Origin of the sequence: Roseomonas alba (assembly GCF_019430885.1) — a bacterium.
Lineage (GTDB): Bacteria > Pseudomonadota > Alphaproteobacteria > Acetobacterales > Acetobacteraceae > Neoroseomonas > Neoroseomonas alba.
In genome coordinates this window covers 477,727-495,731 of the sequence record NZ_JAHYBZ010000004.1, presented here as the reverse complement: position 1 = coordinate 495,731, position 18,005 = coordinate 477,727, and the positions used below count along the sequence as shown (strand labels likewise).

At 68.6% G+C, this 18,005-nt stretch carries 14 protein-coding genes; 6 read left to right on the top strand and 8 right to left on the bottom strand.

The window, feature by feature from the left end:
- Window positions 1–205: 205 nt before the first annotated feature.
- The 3 genes from KPL78_RS14045 to KPL78_RS14035 form a co-directional block, all read right to left on the bottom strand.
- A complete protein-coding gene (locus KPL78_RS14045; protein WP_255569022.1) occupies window positions 206–1,171 on the bottom strand; it encodes a Bug family tripartite tricarboxylate transporter substrate binding protein in 966 nt (321 codons plus the stop codon).
- A 2-nt stretch (window positions 1,172–1,173) separates the two neighbouring features.
- The gene (locus KPL78_RS14040; protein ID WP_219763579.1) at window positions 1,174–2,127 is read right to left on the bottom strand and encodes an ATP-grasp domain-containing protein; all 954 of its coding nucleotides are present in this window, start codon (window positions 2,125–2,127) and stop codon (window positions 1,174–1,176) included.
- 315 nt (window positions 2,128–2,442) lie between these two features.
- On the bottom strand, window positions 2,443–2,772 hold the full coding sequence (locus KPL78_RS14035; RefSeq protein WP_219763578.1) for an Mpo1-like protein: 330 nt from the start codon (window positions 2,770–2,772) through the stop codon (window positions 2,443–2,445).
- An 84-nt stretch (window positions 2,773–2,856) separates the two neighbouring features.
- Between KPL78_RS14035 and KPL78_RS14030 the strand changes: the two genes are divergently transcribed.
- The 4 genes from KPL78_RS14030 to parE all read left to right on the top strand — a co-directional run bounded on the left by KPL78_RS14030 (window position 2,857) and on the right by parE (window position 8,435).
- The gene (locus KPL78_RS14030) at window positions 2,857–4,443 is read left to right on the top strand and encodes an MFS transporter (protein ID WP_219763577.1); all 1,587 of its coding nucleotides are present in this window, start codon (window positions 2,857–2,859) and stop codon (window positions 4,441–4,443) included.
- Between the two features lie 174 nt (window positions 4,444–4,617).
- Complete coding sequence (gene dps / locus KPL78_RS14025; RefSeq protein WP_219763576.1) at window positions 4,618–5,115, top strand: DNA starvation/stationary phase protection protein Dps; 498 nt, start codon at window positions 4,618–4,620, stop codon at window positions 5,113–5,115.
- 193 nt (window positions 5,116–5,308) lie between these two features.
- A complete protein-coding gene (locus KPL78_RS14020; RefSeq protein WP_219763575.1) occupies window positions 5,309–6,235 on the top strand; it encodes an SH3 domain-containing protein in 927 nt (308 codons plus the stop codon).
- 217 nt (window positions 6,236–6,452) lie between these two features.
- A complete protein-coding gene (parE, locus tag KPL78_RS14015; protein ID WP_219763574.1) occupies window positions 6,453–8,435 on the top strand; it encodes a DNA topoisomerase IV subunit B in 1,983 nt (660 codons plus the stop codon).
- Window positions 8,436–8,529: 94 nt separating this feature from the next.
- Here the strand turns inward: parE and KPL78_RS14010 are convergent, their stop codons facing one another.
- Together KPL78_RS14010 and KPL78_RS14005 are read right to left on the bottom strand one after the other, a co-directional pair.
- Window positions 8,530–10,032, bottom strand: a complete 1,503-nt coding sequence (locus KPL78_RS14010; RefSeq protein WP_219763573.1) for a calcium-binding protein — start codon at window positions 10,030–10,032, stop codon at window positions 8,530–8,532.
- Between the two features lie 711 nt (window positions 10,033–10,743).
- Window positions 10,744–11,883, bottom strand: a complete 1,140-nt coding sequence (locus KPL78_RS14005; protein ID WP_219763572.1) for an acyl-CoA dehydrogenase family protein — start codon at window positions 11,881–11,883, stop codon at window positions 10,744–10,746.
- Window positions 11,884–12,000: 117 nt separating this feature from the next.
- Here KPL78_RS14005 and KPL78_RS14000 point away from each other — a divergent pair, with 117 nt between their 5' ends.
- Window positions 12,001–12,720 carry a winged helix-turn-helix transcriptional regulator gene (locus tag KPL78_RS14000; RefSeq protein WP_219763571.1) on the top strand — a complete coding sequence of 240 codons (720 nt, stop codon included), beginning with the start codon at window positions 12,001–12,003 and terminating at the stop codon, window positions 12,718–12,720.
- Between the two features lie 450 nt (window positions 12,721–13,170).
- On the opposite strand, the gene KPL78_RS13995 is transcribed toward KPL78_RS14000, so the two are convergent.
- From KPL78_RS13995 to KPL78_RS13985, 3 genes are all read right to left on the bottom strand, one after another.
- Window positions 13,171–14,658 carry an FAD-dependent monooxygenase gene (locus tag KPL78_RS13995; RefSeq protein ID WP_219763570.1) on the bottom strand — a complete coding sequence of 496 codons (1,488 nt, stop codon included), beginning with the start codon at window positions 14,656–14,658 and terminating at the stop codon, window positions 13,171–13,173.
- Between the two features lie 92 nt (window positions 14,659–14,750).
- On the bottom strand, window positions 14,751–16,037 hold the full coding sequence (locus KPL78_RS13990; RefSeq protein ID WP_219763569.1) for an NCS2 family permease: 1,287 nt from the start codon (window positions 16,035–16,037) through the stop codon (window positions 14,751–14,753).
- A 103-nt stretch (window positions 16,038–16,140) separates the two neighbouring features.
- Entirely contained in the window at window positions 16,141–16,521 is a 381-nt protein-coding gene (locus KPL78_RS13985) for a helix-turn-helix domain-containing protein (RefSeq protein ID WP_219763568.1), read from the bottom strand.
- A 218-nt stretch (window positions 16,522–16,739) separates the two neighbouring features.
- On the opposite strand from KPL78_RS13985, the gene KPL78_RS13980 reads away from it, so the two are divergent.
- A complete protein-coding gene (locus KPL78_RS13980; RefSeq protein ID WP_219763567.1) occupies window positions 16,740–17,894 on the top strand; it encodes an aminotransferase class V-fold PLP-dependent enzyme in 1,155 nt (384 codons plus the stop codon).
- Window positions 17,895–18,005: the final 111 nt, after the last annotated feature.

The following is an 18,005-nucleotide window of genomic DNA, read 5'->3' as shown; positions in this document are numbered from 1 at the left end:
CTTCGGAAACCATGACGTGGCGCCGGGTGCCGTTGTCAGGATTGGGTGCAGAGACGCGCCATTGCGCACGGAGCGCGCCGCGGGGATGCATTATACCCGTGGTGCCCGGCGCCAAGCGCCTGCGGTCCAGGTGGCCCAGCCACCTGGCGGGGTGGTCCGGAGGGGCAGAGCCCCTCCGGTTCCTGCCCCCCGGTGTTACCGGAGCCTACTCCAGCGTGATTCCGACCTCGCGGATCAGCGCGCCCCAGCGTGCATCCTCGGTCGCGATGCGTGCCGCGAGTGCCTCCCGGCCCGAGGCCGCCGGCTCCACGCCCAGGGCCTGGAACCGCGTGATCAGCGCCGGGTCGGTCATCGCCTCGGCCACCGCGGTCTCGATTCGCGCGGCAATCGGTTCCGGCAGGCCGGCCGGCGCGCCGACGGCGATCCAGGACAGCGCCTCGAAGCCCGGCAGGCGGGCCGCGATGGTGGGCAGGTCCGGCGCCAGATGGCTCGGTTGCAGGGAGGTGACGGCCACGCCGCGGGTCTGCCCGGCCAACAGGCCCGGCAGCGAGGTCGGCAACCCGTCCATCAGCACCGGCACGCGTCCGGCGATCAGGTCCCGCTGCGCGTCCGGGCTACCGCGGTAATGCACGAACTCGCAGCGCGACCCGATCTCACGCATCAGCCAGGCGAGGGCGAGATGAGGCACCACCCCCGCCCCGCCCGTGGCGCAGAGCGGCGCCTGCGGCTGCGCCCGTGCCCAGGTGGTGAATTCGTCCAGCGTCTCCACCGGCACGGAGGGATGCACCAGCAGCACGCCGGGGAAGGAGGCGAAGTGGCTGATCGGCGTGAAGTCCTTCGACGGATCGAAGCCGAGGTCGCGGTAGAGATGCCGGTTGATCGACACCGTCGCCGCCAGCAACGTGCCGAGCGTCGACCCGTCCGCCGGCGCGCGGGCGAGCGCCTGCGCGGCGAGGTTGCCTGCCGCACCCGGCCGGTTCTCGATGACGATCGGTCGGCCGAGCTTCGGCGAAAGTCGCTCGGCCAGCACGCGCGTCAGGATGTCCGGCCCGCTGCCGGCCGGCAGGCCGACCAGCCAGCGGATCGGGCGGGCATCATGGGACGCGTCCTCAGCGAGGGCAGGGGTGGCGAAGGCGAGGCCCGCGAGCAGGCCGAGCAGGGCGCGGCGCATCGTCACGCCGCCTGCGCCGCCGGTTGCAGTAGCCCGGCGAGGTGCCGCACCACCGCATCGGTGGCCGAGATCCCGGCCCGGCGTTCGGCCTCGGGGTTGTAGTTGGTGTTGGTGTTGACGTCGTAGGCGAAGGTCTGCCCCTCGGCATCCGTGATGAATTCGATGGCCCCGACGCCGATGCCGTTGGCGGCAAGGAAGGCCTCCATGCGCGGGATCAACGGATGGGTGAAGCCGTCGAGGATGCGGAACTTCTCGCCCGGCGCGACGGCCGGGCAGACTGCGCCGTCCTCGATGGCGCAGGCATCGGCCGGGCAGAGCTGGAAGCCCTCCGAGGTATCGACGCGGACGGCGTAGAGGAACTTGCCGCCGACGAATTCGGCGCGGGTGATGAAGGGTTCGGGGGCGGCGATGTAGCGCTGCACGAGCCAGATGCCGTCGCGCGGCCGGGCGTAGGGGTCCTCGTCGGCGGCGAGGCGCGCGACCGCTTCCTCGAGGGCAGCGGCGCTGCGCACCAACTGCACGCCGAGCCCCTTGCCGGCGCGGTTGTGCTTCAGGATGAGCGGGAAGCCGAGATGCGCGGCGGCCTCGCGGATGTGTTCCTCGCCGATCGCGGCGAGGGTCGCCGGGGTCGGCATGCCGAAGGCGGCCAGCGCCTCGTATTGCGCGACCTTGGAGACTTCGAGCTGCAAGGCGCGGCGCCCGTTCACCACAGTGCGGCCGTGGCGTTCCAGCCATTCGATGACGGCCGCCGCGTATTCCGGCGCGTAGGTGTGGCCGCGGGTGTGCGAGGAGGCGGACATGCGGTTGTAGAAGACGCCCGCTGGCGGCGGCCGCGTCAGGTCGAGCACGCCGCGGTCGAGCAGCCATTCCTCATGGGCGAGGCCGGCGGCGGCGAAAGAGGCACGCAGCGGGGCGAGCCAGGCGTCGTTCTCATGGATGACGAAGATCTGGGGCATCGGGCGGTCCGGTCTTTGATCACCGGGAGAGAAAGTATGTTCTCCAGAGCCTCGCAATAGGCGTCATGCAGGAAAGATTTTTCTTCTTCCTGGCGGTGATGCCGCAGCCACCAGCTTCGCTCGGCGGTCCTGCGCGGGCCAATCCGTTTCCCGCCGCGAAGGTGGTCTCATACCAGCCAGCCTTTCGGCTGACTCGGTATCAGAGTCCTGGTTTCGCGCGCGGCCGCCCCACCAACTCCGCGCGCCATACCGTTCGCCCCGTGGATGACGAGGTCATCAGCACGGCTCGGCGGTCTCAGCCGGCGCGGCGTCTCCCTAGGGAACGCCGGCTTTCTCCAACTCGGGCCCCAGGCGCCCCGTTGCCATCAGCCAGGCCATGCGGAAATCGGAAATCAGCGACCAGGTCGGGTAGGTGAAGGTGGCCGGCCGGTTTTGCTCGACCAGCATATGGCTGCCCCAGGCGAAGGCGTAGCCGGCGACCACCGCCAGCAGGACCAGCCACCAGGGTCCGAACAGGAGCCCGGCAACCATCAGCAGCACGGCGACCGCCGTGCCGAAGGCGTGCACCGCCCGCGTCACCGGATTGGCGTGCTCCCGCAGGTAGTAGGGCCAGAACTCGGCATAGGTCGCGATGCGCTTGGCCATCGCGGCAGGCTAGCCCAGGCGGCGCATGACGGGCCAGCGTGCAAACCCGTTCCCGCCGCCGGCACCTTCTGCCAGTTTGGGCCGATGCCCCTAGCTTTCGCTCCGCTTCGCCACCCGGCCTTCCGGCTGCTCTGGTGGGCCAACCTCGCAGCCAATATCGGTCTCTGGGTCCAGAACACCGGGGCGGCCTGGATGATGACCAGCCTCGATCCCTCGCCCGCCATGGTGAGCGCGGTGCAGGCGGCCTCGATGCTGCCGGTCTTTCTGATGGCCCTACCGGCCGGGGCGGCGGCGGACATCATCGACCGCCGCACCTACCTGATCGGCGCGCAGGCCTGGGTGCTCTCGGTCGCCGCGATGCTCGCGCTGCTGACCTGGGCCGGCTGGATCGGCCCATGGGGCCTGTTGTTCTTCACCTTCTGCATCGGCATGGGCAATGCGCTGAATTTCCCCGCCTGGGCCGCGACGACGCCGGAACTGGTGCCGCGCGAGGACCTGGTGCAGGCCATCGCGCTGAACGGCATCGGCTTCAACCTGTCGCGTGCGGTCGGTCCGGCGATCGGCGGCTTCGCCATCGCGCTGGCGGGGACCGGGGCGGCCTTCGCGCTCAACGCGCTGTGCTTCCTGTCCCTGCTGCTGGCGCTGCTGTTCTGGAAACGCGAGGCGCCGGTCAATCCGATGCCGCCCGAGCACTTCCTCGGTGCCATGCGCGCCGGGCTGCGCTTCGTCATGGCGAGCCCCGCGATGCGCGCGACCATCCTGCGCGCGGTGGTGTTCTTCTTCTTTACCTCGGCGGTGTGGGGGATGCTGCCGCTGGTGGTGCGCGGCCGGCTCGGCCTGGGACCCGAGGCCTATGGGATGATGCTCGGCGCGATGGGCGTGGGCGCGGTCGCGACCGGGTTCGCCCTGCCTTCGCTGCGCGTGCGGCTGCCGACGCGCGGCGCGATGGTGACGGTCTTCTCGCTGGTCTCGGCGCTCGCGCTCGCCATTCTGGGCCTGTCGAACCACTGGCTGCCGGTCGTCGTCTCGATGCTGCTGTTCGGGGCCGGCTGGCTCGCCGCGGCGTCGACCCTGCAGGCGGCGGCGCAGTTCGCGACGCCGGGCTGGGTGCGGGCGCGGGCGATCGGCATCTATCAGCTCTGCTTCTTCGGGGCGATGACGCTGGGCGCGGTGCTGTGGGGCTGGGCGGGGTCGCATATCGGCATCGCGCCGGCGCTGCTGGTGGCGGCTGGCACGGCTGCCGCAGCGGCGATCGCGGTGCGCGGCTGGGGCCTCGATGCTGCGCCGACCGGCGAGGCCCCCACCGTGCCCATGCCGCGCCCCGAGGCGCCTGCCGACGAGCTGCGCGCAGTGCTCGCCGGGGAGTCGGGACGGGTCACCGAGGCGGTGCGCTACACGATCGACCCGAAGCGCCGCGCCGAATTCCTCGCGGCCATGCGGGAGGTGCGGCATGTCCGCCGGCGCAGCGGCGCGCATGGCTGGCAGTTGCTGGAGGACGTCGCCCATCCCGAGCGCTGGGTGGAATTGTGGTCAGTCGAATCCTGGACGGAGCATCTGCGCGAGGCCGGTCGCCTCGACCCTGCGGACCGCTCCGCGCTGGCCCGTGCCGCGGCGTTCCAGGCCACCGGCGGCGCACCGCAAGCGGCGCGCTATCTCGGCGTGCAGCCCTGAGAGCCTGTACGGCAACGCGCCACGCGGCGCATTTCCGCGTCCGACACCGGCCCGCACGCCCCGCCCAACAACAGATCCGGCGATGATGTCGTCGGGCGGCCGGGCGGGCGTGCAGCCGAATGCTGCATTCCGCGTTATGGTCACGTCCCCCGAAGCATCGAGGAGTGCCTCCCCATGGCCAAATCGAAATCCACCAAGCTGCACGACACGCATAACGACCTTGGCGCCAATGCGCGCGAAGTCGCGGTCGCCGTGCTCAACGCGACGCTTGCCGACACGATGGACCTGACCAACAGCACGCATATGGCGCACTGGACCGTGCGTGGCACGCAATTCGCCGGGTTGCACAAGCTGTTCGAGGATTTTTACAACCAGCTCAACGAAGTGACGGACGATATCGCCGAGCGCGTGGTGCAGCTCGGCGGGACGCCGGATGGCACGACCCAGGCGGTGGGTGAGAAGACGCGCCTCGAACCCTATCCGTCCGATCTGCGTGACGGCATCGATCATGTGAAGGCGCTGACGACGCGCTATGCCGCGCTCGCGAAGTCGGTGCGCGAGGGCATCGACACGACCGACGAGGCCGGCGACGCCGATACGGCCGATCTGCTGACGGGCCTGTCGCGCATGCTCGACAAGCAGCTCTGGATGCTCGAGGCGCATCTCGGCTGAAGCGTTTCATCCGCCGGGCGGAGGCGGCCTTCCCGCCCGGCGGCGCGGCTTGATTGCATGCCCTGCCCATTCCATCCTGCCCCAATCGCGGGGCAGGGAGAGCCAGGGCCATGGCCATGGACAGCATCAGGGGCGTCTTCAACGCGTGGCGGCGCGATCGCGCCACCGCGATTCACACACAGCCTGGCCCGCAATGGTTGATGGAGCAGACGCTGGGAACACTCCGCTGACCCGCGCCCTGCACGTCCCGCCCCTGCTGCTGGCGGTGCCCGTCTCGGCCGCGCTGCTTCTGCTCGGCTGCGCTGGCCTGCGTCCCGATGCGGATGCGGGTGAGGGTTGCCGCACCCAGTCAACGAGCTTCAACAGCTCCGGCGACGCCTTCCTCGGCGGGGCCGGGACGGCGGGCGGCCGCTGGACGGAGCCGGGGCAGATGCCGCGCGGCACCGTACCCACAGATTTCAGCCGGGGCGCCGCCGGCGGCGCCGGGTTCGACGCGACGCTGCGGCAGGAGAATGCCGATCTCGACGCGCTGCAGATCGCCTTCGATGCGCTGCTCTATTGCCGCTGGATCGAGGCGCGGACGATCCGTGCCGAATATGCCGCCAATCGCGTGCCCCAGGCGACGGCGGAATCCCGCATGGCGGCGCTGCGGGCGCGCCTGGCGCGGGATCTGGCCCGCGCCCAGGCCGTGTTGGACGCCATGGAAGCCCGCGCCCGCCAGCGCGAGCCGGCGCTGGAAGCCGCCGCGCCCGGCACGGCCGCGGCGGCCCGGCGAGCCCGCGCGAACACCGGGCCGACGCGGCGCGTGGTCGCCGCCGCCACCGTGTCCCTGCGTCTGCGGCCAGAGGCCGGCGCGCCCGAGATCGGCCGCGTCCCGACCGGCCAGTCCGTGACGGTGCGCCCCGCCCAGTCGGGCTTCGCGCTGGTGGAAGGGCAGGGGTTGCGCGGCTATGCGCCGGCCGGGGCCTTCCAGATCGCCGAGCCCGTCGCGCCCGCGGCCGCAGGTAGTTCGCCGGTCCGGCAACTTGCGGCGACGAACATCGCCAAGCGCGACAATTTCGCCGAGAGCCTCGCTCTGGCGCGGGATGCGGCAGTTTCGGGCTTCGAACTGGGGGCCTGAGAGACCGTTTGAAAGATCTGTCACCGGCCCGCACCCCCACCCGGCCACCCACTCCAGTTTGCTGACGTGGGTGGCCGGGTGGGGGTGCGGGCCGGTGACGGACGCGGAAGTGCGACCTGTCGCGTCTCCAAACCGACTCTGAGCAGGTTCGAATCGCCGCCTGCGTTGTTTCCTGCGGCGCCGGCCGGTATTCTGCCCGGCATCAAGGGAACAAGACATGAACGATCTGTTCGGCCGGGGCGGCGCGCGGAAAGGCGCCGCCGGGCAGAGCGAAGGCTATTCGGCCAAGGACATCGAGGTGCTGGAGGGGCTGGAGCCCGTTCGCCGGCGCCCGGGCATGTATATCGGCGGCACGGACGAGAATGCGCTGCACCACCTCGCGGCCGAGGTCATCGATAATGCGATGGACGAGGCGGTGGCCGGCCATGCCGACCGCATCGAGGTGACGCTCGCCCCGGGCAACTGGATCACGGTGCGCGACAATGGCCGCGGCATTCCGGTCGATCCGCATCCGAAGTTCCCGAAGCTCTCGGCGCTGGAGGTGATCCTCACCACGCTGCATTCGGGCGGGAAGTTCTCGGGCAAGGCGTATGATACCTCGGGCGGCCTGCACGGCGTCGGCTCCTCGGTGGTGAATGCGCTGGCCGAGCGGCTGGAGGTGGAGGTCGCGCGCGACCGCATGCTGTTCAGCCAAGCCTATGAACGCGGCAAGCCGGTCACCAAGTTGAAGAATGCCGGGGCGGTGCAGAACCGCCGAGGCACCACCATCCGCTTCAAGCCGGACCCGGAGATCTTCGGCGCGCTGGAATTTCGTCCGGCGCGGCTGTTCCGCTTCTGCCGCTCCAAGGCCTATCTGTTCCGCGGCGTCGAGATCCGCTGGTCCTGCGACCCATCGCTGATCAAGGACGACACGCCCGCCGAGGCGGTGTTGCACTTCCCCGGCGGCCTGTCCGATTTCCTCGCTTCGGCCATCGAGGGCCAGGCGACCGTCGTGCCCGCGCCCTGGGCCGGCCAAGCGGATTTCCCGGATGGCGCCGGCCGCGTCGAATGGGCGGCGACCTGGGTCGAGCGCGGCGACGGCTTCCTCAACACCTACGCCAACACCATCCCGACCCCGCAGGGCGGCACCCACGAAGCGGGCTTTCGCGCCGCGCTGGTGAAGGGCCTGCGCGCCTATGGCGAACTGAAGAAGGAGAAGCGTGCGGCCAATGTGACGGCCGAGGATCTGCTCGGCGGGCTTGCCGGCATGCTGTCCGTCTTCGTGCGCGAGCCGCAGTTCCAGGGTCAGACCAAGGACAAGCTGAGCAGCCCGGAGGCAGCGAAGCTCGTCGAGAACGCGCTGCGCGACCATTTCGACCATTGGCTCGCGGGCGATCCCGCGACTGCGGACAATCTCCTCGCCTTCGCGATCGAGCGTGCCGAGGAACGCCTGCGCCGCCGCGCCGAGAAGGACACGCCGCGCAAGACCGCGACGCGCAAGCTGCGCCTGCCGGGCAAGCTCGCCGATTGCTCGCGCGAAAGCGCCGAGGGGACGGAGCTGTTCCTGGTCGAGGGCGATTCGGCCGGCGGTTCGGCGAAGCAGGCGCGCGACCGCGAGACCCAGGCCGTGCTGCCGCTGCGCGGCAAGATCCTCAACGTCGCGAGCGCGTCGACCGAGAAACTGCGCCAGAACCAGGAACTGAAGGACCTGATCGAGGCGCTGGGCTGCGGCGTCGGCGACCGCTTCGACATCGCCAGGCTGCGCTACGGCCGCGTCGTCATCATGACCGACGCTGATGTCGACGGCGCGCATATCGCCGCGTTGCTGATGACCTTCTTCTACAAGGAACTGCCCGAGCTGGTGCGGCAGGGCCGGGTCTTCCTGGCGCAGCCGCCGCTCTATCGCCTGCAGGCCGGTGGCGTGTCCGTCTATGCGATGGACGATGCCGATCGCGAGCGCGTGCTGAAGGCGCGCTTCAAGGCGAACCAGAAGGTCGAGGTCAGCCGATTCAAGGGCCTGGGCGAAATGCCGCCGGCCTCGTTGAAGGAGACCACCATGGACCCGAAGAAGCGCACGCTGCTGCGGGTGATCCTGCCGCCCGAGGACCGCGCCCGCACCTCCGATCGCATCGAGGCGCTGATGGGCCGCAAGCCGGAGTTGCGCTTCCAGTTCATCCAGGAGAATGCGGCGAGCATCGAGGCGGAAGCCCTCGACGCATGATCCGCGCCGGCCGGACGGGATGACGTCCCGCCGGCGCGGAGGAAGCGGCCGCCCGGGGGGCTGGGGCGGCGGCCGCGTTCCGATCACGCGGCCATCAGATGATGCTGTCCCCGCTGACCGCGTCGAAGACCTTCCAGCCGAAGCCGATGCGGATATCGGCGCCGGACTGGATGCCGATGTTGATCTTCTCGAGCGGCGTGCCGTTGTCCCACTCGATCACCAGGCTGGCATCGCCGGCATCGCGGGCGTCGAGGTCCTTGTAGACGACGAAGGCCCCGCTATCCCCGGCCGAGCCATAGACATCGGCGACCAGGCCGTTGCCCAGCTGCGACAGGTCGAGCTGGTCATGGGAGGCGGAGATCACGTCGAAATAGGCGAGACTGTCCCATTCGGGGCCGCTCGCGCCGGGTTCGTGGAGCTCGGACCAGATGAAGACGTCCGCGCCGCCATCCTTGGTGTTGTTGACGCGGTCGTTGTCACCGTCGGAGAGCAGGACCCGGTCCGCCCCGGTGCCGTCGGAGATGGTGTCCTCGCCACTGCCCGGGTCGATGGTGTCGTTGCCGGCGCCGGCCATGATCGTGTCCGAGCCCTCGCCCGAACTCATCATGTCATTGCCGCTGCCATCCGTCAGGACGTCGTTGCCGGCGCCCGAGGTGACGGTGTCGTTGCCTTCGCCGGAGGCGATCGTGTCATTGCCCGACCCGGTTGTGATCAGATCGTGGCCGATTCCGCCATAGACGAGGTTGTTCCCGTCACCGGCGTTGATGACGTCGCTATCGCCATTGCCATTGATGGTGTCGTCACCATCGCCGGTCGTGATGGTGTCGCTGCCGGCCATGCCCAGCACGGTGTTGTTGCCGTCGCCGGCGTCGATCGAGTCATTGCCGGTGCCGCCGCTGATGGTGTCGTTGCCGGTGCCCGAGACGATGCTGTCGTCTTCGGTGCCGCCGAGGATGCTGTTGTGGCCGTCGCCCGCGGCGATGGTGTCGTTGCCCGCACCGCCGTCGATGGTGTCGTTGCCGCCATTGGCCCAGAGGCTGTCGTTGCCGGTGCCGCCGAGGACCGAATTCGCACCGCTGCCGGCGTTGATGATGTCGTCGCCGATGCCGCCGCTGATCGTGTCCCGATCGCCATTGGTCGTGATGGTGTCGTTCCCGTCCTCCCCCTGCACGAGGTTGTCGCCGCCGCCGCCCATGATCAAATCCATCCCGCTGCCGCCGAGGATGGTGTCGCTGTCGTTGCCGGCGGTGATGGTGTCGTTGCCGTCATAGCCATTGAGGTAGTTCAATCCGGCGCCGCCCATCAGCTTGTCGGCGTTGCTGCCGCCTTCGAGCCAGTCATTGCCGTCGCCGCCATCGGCGATGAGCTTCGCCAGCACGGCATTGCCGGCGGTGACGGTATCGTTCCCCTCATAACCCGTGATTTTGATCTGGCGGAAGAAACCGATGCCACCCGCGAGGAGATCAACATCCTGCGGAAGGGGGGGATCAACTTCGGTGCCCTGGATGATGTTGTCACTGAGGTTGATCGAATCGTTGCCGCTTGTCCCGGTCAGGAAGAACTTCGTGCTGTTCTTCGCATCGAATGCGTAGGCCATGGCGCGTTTCTCCGTATTGGTTCGTTATCGGAACAAAAAACACCGACGCAACCGGTCCCTCCGACGGACCCTTCGGGTGTCCTCGATTGATGCCGCCGGTAGGAAATAGAAGAAATCGCCTGAACCGTTGCGCCAGAGATGAATATAGAGAGAGTCAAAATTCACCGAGAAGCGGAAATATTTTCATCGATATGAGGAGAGTGCCAGCTCATCGGTGACTCATTATGCCACAATAAGATATTGAAAATAATAGATTCTGCACGAAGTGTAGGACAACCAAGAGATGTGCGGTCGATGGAAATCGGAGAGATTCAGATCGGATAATTGATTCCAAACATTCCTATTCATTATCCAAAATGTATTAAGTAGAAGAAAAGCACGAAAAAGTGATTTCATTTAGAAAACAACAGAAGATCATCGTTTCGATAATTCAACTAATAATTTCGCCAAATTTCATTCAATGATATTCGTATTGATTCTCATCAAGAATTTGTGCGTTGCAGGATCTTTCCGCAATTCAAGCCAAATCACGCGTGGCACTTGACGATGCAAGGCTGGCGCCGGCGACCCGCCAGGCAGTCCCGTGGCGACGCCGGAAAGGCGGCAGGCCGTGGCCTGCCGCCCTGGAACCGTCCGCGTCGCCCTCCCCGCACGGCAGGGCGCTAATCCGGCGCAGAGGGGCGCGGGATACGCACCCCTCTGCGCGTCCCGTCAACCGTCGATGCCCATCCCCAACGCCATGCGGCCGGTGAGTTCGAGCTGCGGCAATTCCTGCAGCGGATGGAAACGCGCGCCCTGCACGTCGCGGAAGGCGCGCTCCAGCCCCAGGTCCCGGTAGAAGGACGCGCCGCCGACCATCTCCATGGCGCGTTCCACCGTCGCGATGGCGGCCTGGGCGGTGATGGTATGCGCCATGGCCGAGCGGCTGGTGCGCTCGGGTCCCGGCGCCTCGGTCTCTGCGATGGCGATCATGCGGTCGAGCCCGATCTCCGCCTGCAGGAAGGCATTCTCCATCCGCCCGGCCGCGACCGTCAGCGCATGGGTCTTCGGCCTGGCGCGCGCGATCTCCAGCGCGTGGTTCCGCGCCCCCTCTGCCACGCCGAGATAGGCCGAATAGACCAGCGGGAAGGCGATGACGAAGATGTGGTGGAACAGCATGTGCCACTTGCCTGGCTCGCGCCGCGCGACGATTGCCGCATCGGGCACGAAGACACCCTCCAGCGCCACGTCGTGCGACCCCGTCCCGCGCATCCCCAGCACCCGCCAGGTATCGAGCCGCCGCACGCCCTCCGCCTTGAAGGGCACGGCGAAGTGCAGCACGGTCGGGCCCTTCTCCGGGTCATCGTGGATCGCGCTGGTCACCAGCAGGTCGCCCATCTGGCAGCCGCTGGAGAACACCTTCTTCGCAGTGACGCGGAAGCCGCCCTCGACCTTCTCGGCATGGCCGTTGCTCGGCAGCCAGTCCGATCCGCCGCTCGAGATCAGCACCAGGTCCTCGGCGGCGACGCGCTTCAGCAGGCCTTCCACCGGCGCCTGTTCGTGCCGCCAGCGCCAGGCCGGCACGGCGACCAGATGCGCATGCATCGAGAAGGCGAGGGCGGTCGATCCGCAATAGCTCCCGAGACGCCGGATCGCTCCGCACATCTCCCGGTAGTCGGCGCCGAGCCCACCGAGTTCTGCCGGCACCAGCGCCTTGAAGAAGCCCGCCCGCTTCAGTGCGCGGAAGCCTTCCTCGACGAAGCTGTCCTCCTCGTCATGACGCGCGGTGGTGGCGGCGATCTCGCGCCCCACGGCATCGGCGGCGGTGATCCAATCCGTCTTGGGGCGATCGGTGACCTGGGTGTCCGGCATCGGTCTTCTCCCTTTTGTAGAAGTTGCGGTGGCGCGGACCCTCGCGCTTCCGGAAGGCCGGTCTCAAGGCCAGAAAATGGACTTGATTTCATCTACGCAATCGATCGATCGTGCTGCATGCCCGGCTACGGCCAGTTCTGCCCGGTGGCGAAGACCTGCGAGCTCTTCGCGGAGCGCTGGACGCCGCTGATCCTCCGCGAGCTCTGCTGCGGGCCGGCGCAGTTCAACGATCTGCGCCGCCGCCTGCCGCTGATGTCGAAGACGCTTTTGACCCAGCGGCTGCGCGACCTCGAGCATCACGGCGTGATCTCGATCACCACCAAGCCGAGCGGCCCCGGCAACGTCTATGCCCTGACATCGGCCGGTGAGGATTTCCGTCCGATCATCGAGGCGCTGAGTCTCTGGGGCCAGCGCCACACGCAATCCATCCTGCGGCCTGAGGATTTCGATCCGCATTTCCTGCTCATGAGCGTGAGCGGCCAGATCCCGCGTTCGTCCTTCCCCGCGGCGCGTTTCGTCATCCGCTTCGACTTCCGCAACATCCCGGCGGCGCGCACGGCGCAGCGGAGCTGGTGGTTCGTCCTCATGCACCCGCATGTGGACCTGTGCATGAAGGACCCCGGCCATCCGGTGGATGCGGTGATCGCTGCCGACCTCGAGACCTTCACCCGGACCTGGATGGGCTATCTCGGCCTGATGGACACGCCCGCGCGGCAGGGCATCGCCTTCGAGGGCGCGCCGGACGCTACGGAACGCGCGAAGGCATTGCTTGGCCTGTTCGACCGGGCACGGGAGCGGCGTCTCGTCTACGGGCCGCCGGAGATGCTGGAGGCGTGAAAGAGGGCGACGCGGCGCGAAGGGCTCTGCCCCATGGGCGCGCAGATGAGGCTCACGACGCGACGGGGAGGGGCTTTGCCCCTCTCTCACCGCGAAGCAGTGGTTCGCGCCCACCAAACGCCACAGGGCCTTTGGAAACCGATGCCTGGTGTTGGGCGGGGAGGCCCGTTCGCGACGTCAAAGCGCGCGTGGTGCACGGCGCTCGATCATGCATGCAGGGGCAGCACGAAGCGCGTATCTGATGATGACTGGGCCGCCGCGCCCGGCGCCAGGTTGAGGTTTGCAATGGCCCTTCGGCCTTTGCTGGGGAGAGTCCGGGAGGGGCAAAGCCCCTCTCGGTTCCACAGCGGAAGCAGCGGGGTCACCAGGAAGGCCTTGTGGTCTTTGCCGGATGGTTCGGAGGGGCAGGGCCGCTCCAATCTTCCGGCCGTAGCGTAAGCGCAGGACCCCTCAGCCCTTGGCCACCAACCGGCCCAGATAGCCCTCGATTTCCGCCCATTCCCCCGCCTTGGCGACCAGCGCGACATAGCCATCCGGCCGCACCAGCCACATCGCCCCTGGCGCGATCGGGGCGCGTGGTGTCGCCTCCATCAGCGCCCCGTATCGCGCCAGCAGTTCCGTCGCTTCGGGCGATGCCTCGGCGAACAGGGCGAAGCGCGGCGTGTCGCCAGCGCCGATCGGCGGCTCGCCCGGGCGCGGCGGCATGCGGTCCCCGGCTGCGGGTCCGCCGCTATGGCGCCCGCCCGGTACGGTCAGCGGACTCTGCGGATAGGCGATGGTCAGCTCCGACAGCGTCCGTCCCATGACGCGGCGGATCGCCGGCACATGCAGCACCAGCGATGCCATCAGGTTGCGCAGCGTCTGCTTCGCACTGCCGCGCAGGGTCGCGACCGCCGTCATGCGCCCGGCATTGGACAGCACGATATCGCCGACGGCGCTGCGCTCTATGCTGTAACTCTCGAGCAGCGGTTCCGCGGCCGCCTTCCCCTGGACCACCAGCGCGAGCTTCCAGGCAAGGTTGAAGGCGTCCTGCATGCCCGTGTTCATGCCCTGGCCGCCAGCCGGGCTGTGGATATGCGCGGCATCGCCCGCCAGGAAGACGCGCCCGGCGCTGTAGGACTTCACCTTGCGCTCATTGATGCGGAAGCCGGCGAGCCAGATCGGGTCCGAGGCCACCATGCCCGGTTGCCCGCGACGATCGAGAAGGTCCTGCACCTCCTCGAGCGTCGGGTCGGGGCGGGCCGTGCCGTCGCTGGTCTCGCCGATGTCGGCGATCATGCGGTAGCGGCCGGGCGAGATCGGGAACAGCGCCAGCACGCCATCGGCGTGCCAGAACAGCGCGAGTTCATCCGGCGCGGTGGGCAGGCCCTTCAGATGTACATCGGCCAGGACCCATTGGCTCGGGAGGGTGTCACCCTCGAAGGCCATGCCGAGGCCGTGACGTACAGCGCTGTGCGCGCCGTCGCAGCCGATCATCCAGGGCGCCTGGACGGTCTCCTCGCTACCATCGACGCCGCGCAGCACGGCTTCCACCCCATCGGCGCCCGGGGTGAAGCGGATCAGCTCGACCTGGCGTCCGACGGTCACGCCGCGGGCGGCGAGATGCTCCTCCAGCAGCCGTTCGGTCTCGCTCTGCGGGATCATCAGCGCGAAGGGGTAGGGCGTGCCTTCGGTCGTGAAACTCACCCGGCCGAGCTGGCGGCCCTTGGCGAGGATGTTCGCCCCGCCCGAACGCATGCCGGCGGCGAGGAAGGCGCTGGTCTCGCCCGTCCGGTCCATCAGCTCCAGGCTGCGGCTCCAGAGCACCAGGGCCTTCGACTTGTCGGTGCGGACGGCGGCCCGATCGACGATGCGGACCGGCACGCCGAAGCGTGTCAGCTCGACGGCCAGCGTCAGCCCGACCGGGCCGGCGCCGACGATGAGGATGGGCTGCGGCATCGGACCGTCTCCTGATCATGGTTGGAGCGGACTATGCCAGGGATCGGCAAACCGATGCTTGCCGACCCGGTCGGTATTTCAACTGTCGCGCGTCACAGCAGCGCGAACTTCAGCAGCGACAGGGCCGCGATCAGCCAGACCGCGCCATGTACCTCGCCCGGCCGCCCGGCCAGCGTCTTCACCCCGGCATAGGTGATGAAGCCGAGCCCGATGCCGGTCGCGATGGAGAAGGTGAAGGGCATGGCGAGGGCGGTGACGATGGCGGGCATGTAGTCCGTCGCGTCCTCCCAGTTCAGCTCGGCGAGCGCCTTGGCCATCAGGCAGGCGACGAAGACCAGCGCCGGCGCGGTGGCGAAGCCTGGGATGGAGGTGGCCAGCGGCGCGAGGAACAACGCCAGCAGGAACAGCACGCCGACCGTGACCGCCGTCAGCCCGGTGCGGCCGCCGGCCTGGATGCCGGCCGCGCTCTCGATGTAGCTGACGGTGGTCGAGGTGCCGAGCACCGCGCCCATCATCGCACCCGTGGAATCCGCGACCAGCGCGCGGCCGAGATTGGGCACCGTGCCGTCCTTGTTCATCAGTCCGGCGCGATGGACCGTGCCGATCAGCGTGCCGGTGTTGTCGAGCAGATCGACGATGAAGAAGGTGAAGACGATGCCCGTGATGCCGAGCCCGACGGCCCCGGCGATGTCGAGCTGCAGGAAGGTCGGCGCCAGCGAGGGCGGCATCGAGGCGATGCCGTGGAAGGTCGTCAGCCCGAAGGGAATGCCGGCGAGCGCGGTGATGATGATGCCGATGACGATCGACCCCGGCACGCCGCGCGCCGACAGCCCGGCGATCAGCAGGAAGCCGCCGCAGGCGATGATGGTGCTGGTCACCGCCAGCGGCCCCAGCCCCACCAGCGTCGCCGGATGCGGCACCACCAGCCCCATCCCGCGCAGCCCGATCAGGCCGAGGAAGAAGCCGATCCCCGCCGCGATGCCGAATTTCAGCGACAGCGGGATGCCGTTCACCAGCCATTCCCGCACCCGGAAGATCGACACGGCGAAGAACAGCAGCCCCGACAGGAACACCGCGCCAAGCGCGACCTGCCAGGGCACGCCCATGCCCTGCACCACGGCGAAGGCGAAATAGGCGTTCAGCCCCATCCCCGGCGCCAACGCGATGGGGAAGTTCGCGATCACCCCCATCAGCATCGACCCGATGGCCGCGGCGAGGCAGGTGGCGACGAAGGCCGCCCCCGGATCGATGCCCGCCGCCGAGATGATCGAGGGATTGACCACGACGATGTAGGCCATGGTCAGGAAGGTCGAGAGGCCGGCGAGGATTTCGGTGCGCGGGTTGGTGCCGCGTTCGCTCAGCCGGAACAGGCGCTCCATGCAGGGATCTCCGGGAATGCTGCTCTTGCGAGGCTAGGCGAGGCAGGCACGCAAATCCCGGGCCGTATCGACCGGCGCGCGATGTCGCGCGGCGGTTGGTGCGTCAGTGTTGCAACTCTGCCGCGCCGGTGGCGGCGATGCGCATGGCCAGCGCCTGGGCCCAGCCCTGCTGGGCCTGCTCCGCGCTGATGCCGATCGCCTCCGGCACGGCGGCGGCGTCGAGGCCCAGGAACCAGGCCGGCGGCATGTCGAGCGCGACTCCAAGTGCCAAAGCGAGGCGCAGCGTCAGCGGTTCGAGCCCCAGTTCCAGCCGCGCCATGCGTCGCTGCGTGATGCCGACGCGCCGTGCCACCTGCGTCGCCGTCAGCCCGAGCCTCCGCCGGTGGTGATGCAGGGTCGCGCCGACCTGACCGTCGAATTCCAGATCGCCGATCGGGGTGTCCTCGGCGGCAACCTCGCGGGCGTCCGGCTGGTGCTGCGACATCGTCGTCCTCATTCGCGTCTTGCTCGCCGGCGCCATCGTGCCGGTGACGCAGGACTGAATCCGATTCGGCTAAGGACGCGTGAAGAATCGCGACATCTGGTGAAAAACCTGCCGGGACCCACGAGATATAGGGTTAGCTTCCGCCAGGTGGATGAGGGGCAATTTCCCGATGCGCCGGGGGTGATCTAGGCTGGCTGATCCGTCCAGGGGAACCCGCCATGCTCGCCTCGCAACGCCACCTCTTCGACATTCCGCGCGATGTCGCCTACCTCAACGCCGCCGCCTGGTCGCCCCTGCCGCTCGCGGTGCAGGAGGCCGGACGCATGGGTGTGGCACGCAAGGGCAGGCCCTGGGAGATCGACCCCGGTTTGCCGGGGCAGGTGATCGAGCGCTGCCGCGCCGCCGCCGCGGCACTGATCGGTGCCGAGGCGGCCGATGTCGCGCTGATCTCCTCCGTCTCCTATGGCGTCGCGGTGGCGGGGCGGCTGTTCTCGCCCCCTGCCGGCAGCCGGGTGCTGGTGATCGAGGACGACCATTCCTCGCCCATCCTGGAATGGCTGCAGCGCGCCCCGGCACAGGGCTTCACGGTCGAGACCGTGGCCCGCCCGACGGATGGCGACTGGACCGCGGCGGTCGAGGAAGCCATCGCCAAGCCCGGCGCGCCGATCGCGCTGGCGTCGATCTCCAACGTGCACTGGTCGGATGGCGCGGTGCTGGACATGGACCGCATCAGCACGGCGCTGAAGGCGAAGGGCGCGGCGCTGCTGATCGACGCGACGCATGGCGCGGGGATGATGGACCTCGATGTGAAGCGCATCGACCCAGATTTCCTGATCTTCCCGACCTACAAATGGGTGCTGGGGCCTTATGGCCGCGCCTTCATCTATGTCGCGAAGCGGCGGCAGGATGGTGTGCCGCTGGAACAGACGGGCTTCGGCCGCAAGGGCGTGCAGAACGACCGCATCCCGTATTTCGCCGACCTGTCCTATGCGCCGACCGCGCGCCGCTTCGACATGGGGGAACGCGACCACTTCATCGGCATCGAGATGTCGGCGGTGGCACTGGAACTGATGGCGCGCTGGGGCCATGCCGCCATCGCCGAACGCTGCGCTATGCTGACGGCCCGGCTGGAGGAAGGCCTGGCGGCCGCCGGCGCGATGCTGCCGAAGCGCAGCCTGCGGCCGGCGCACATGCTCTGCGTGTCCTTCCCCGGCGGCATGCCGGCCGGGCTGATCGACGCGCTGGCGGCGGAGAGGGCCTATGCCGCGCCGCGCCTCGGCAAACTGCGCATCAGCCCGCATGTCTACAATGACGAGGAGGATGTGGACCGCTTCGTCGCCGCCTTCCGCGCCGTGGCGCTCGCGCCGGCCTGACCGGCCGCGATTACTGTCCCGGCGCAGGCCGCGGCATCGGCGGCGGGATCACCGGCGTGGTGTGGGGGTCCGGTACGGGTGCCGGCACCCGGATGTCCGGGTCGATCCGGG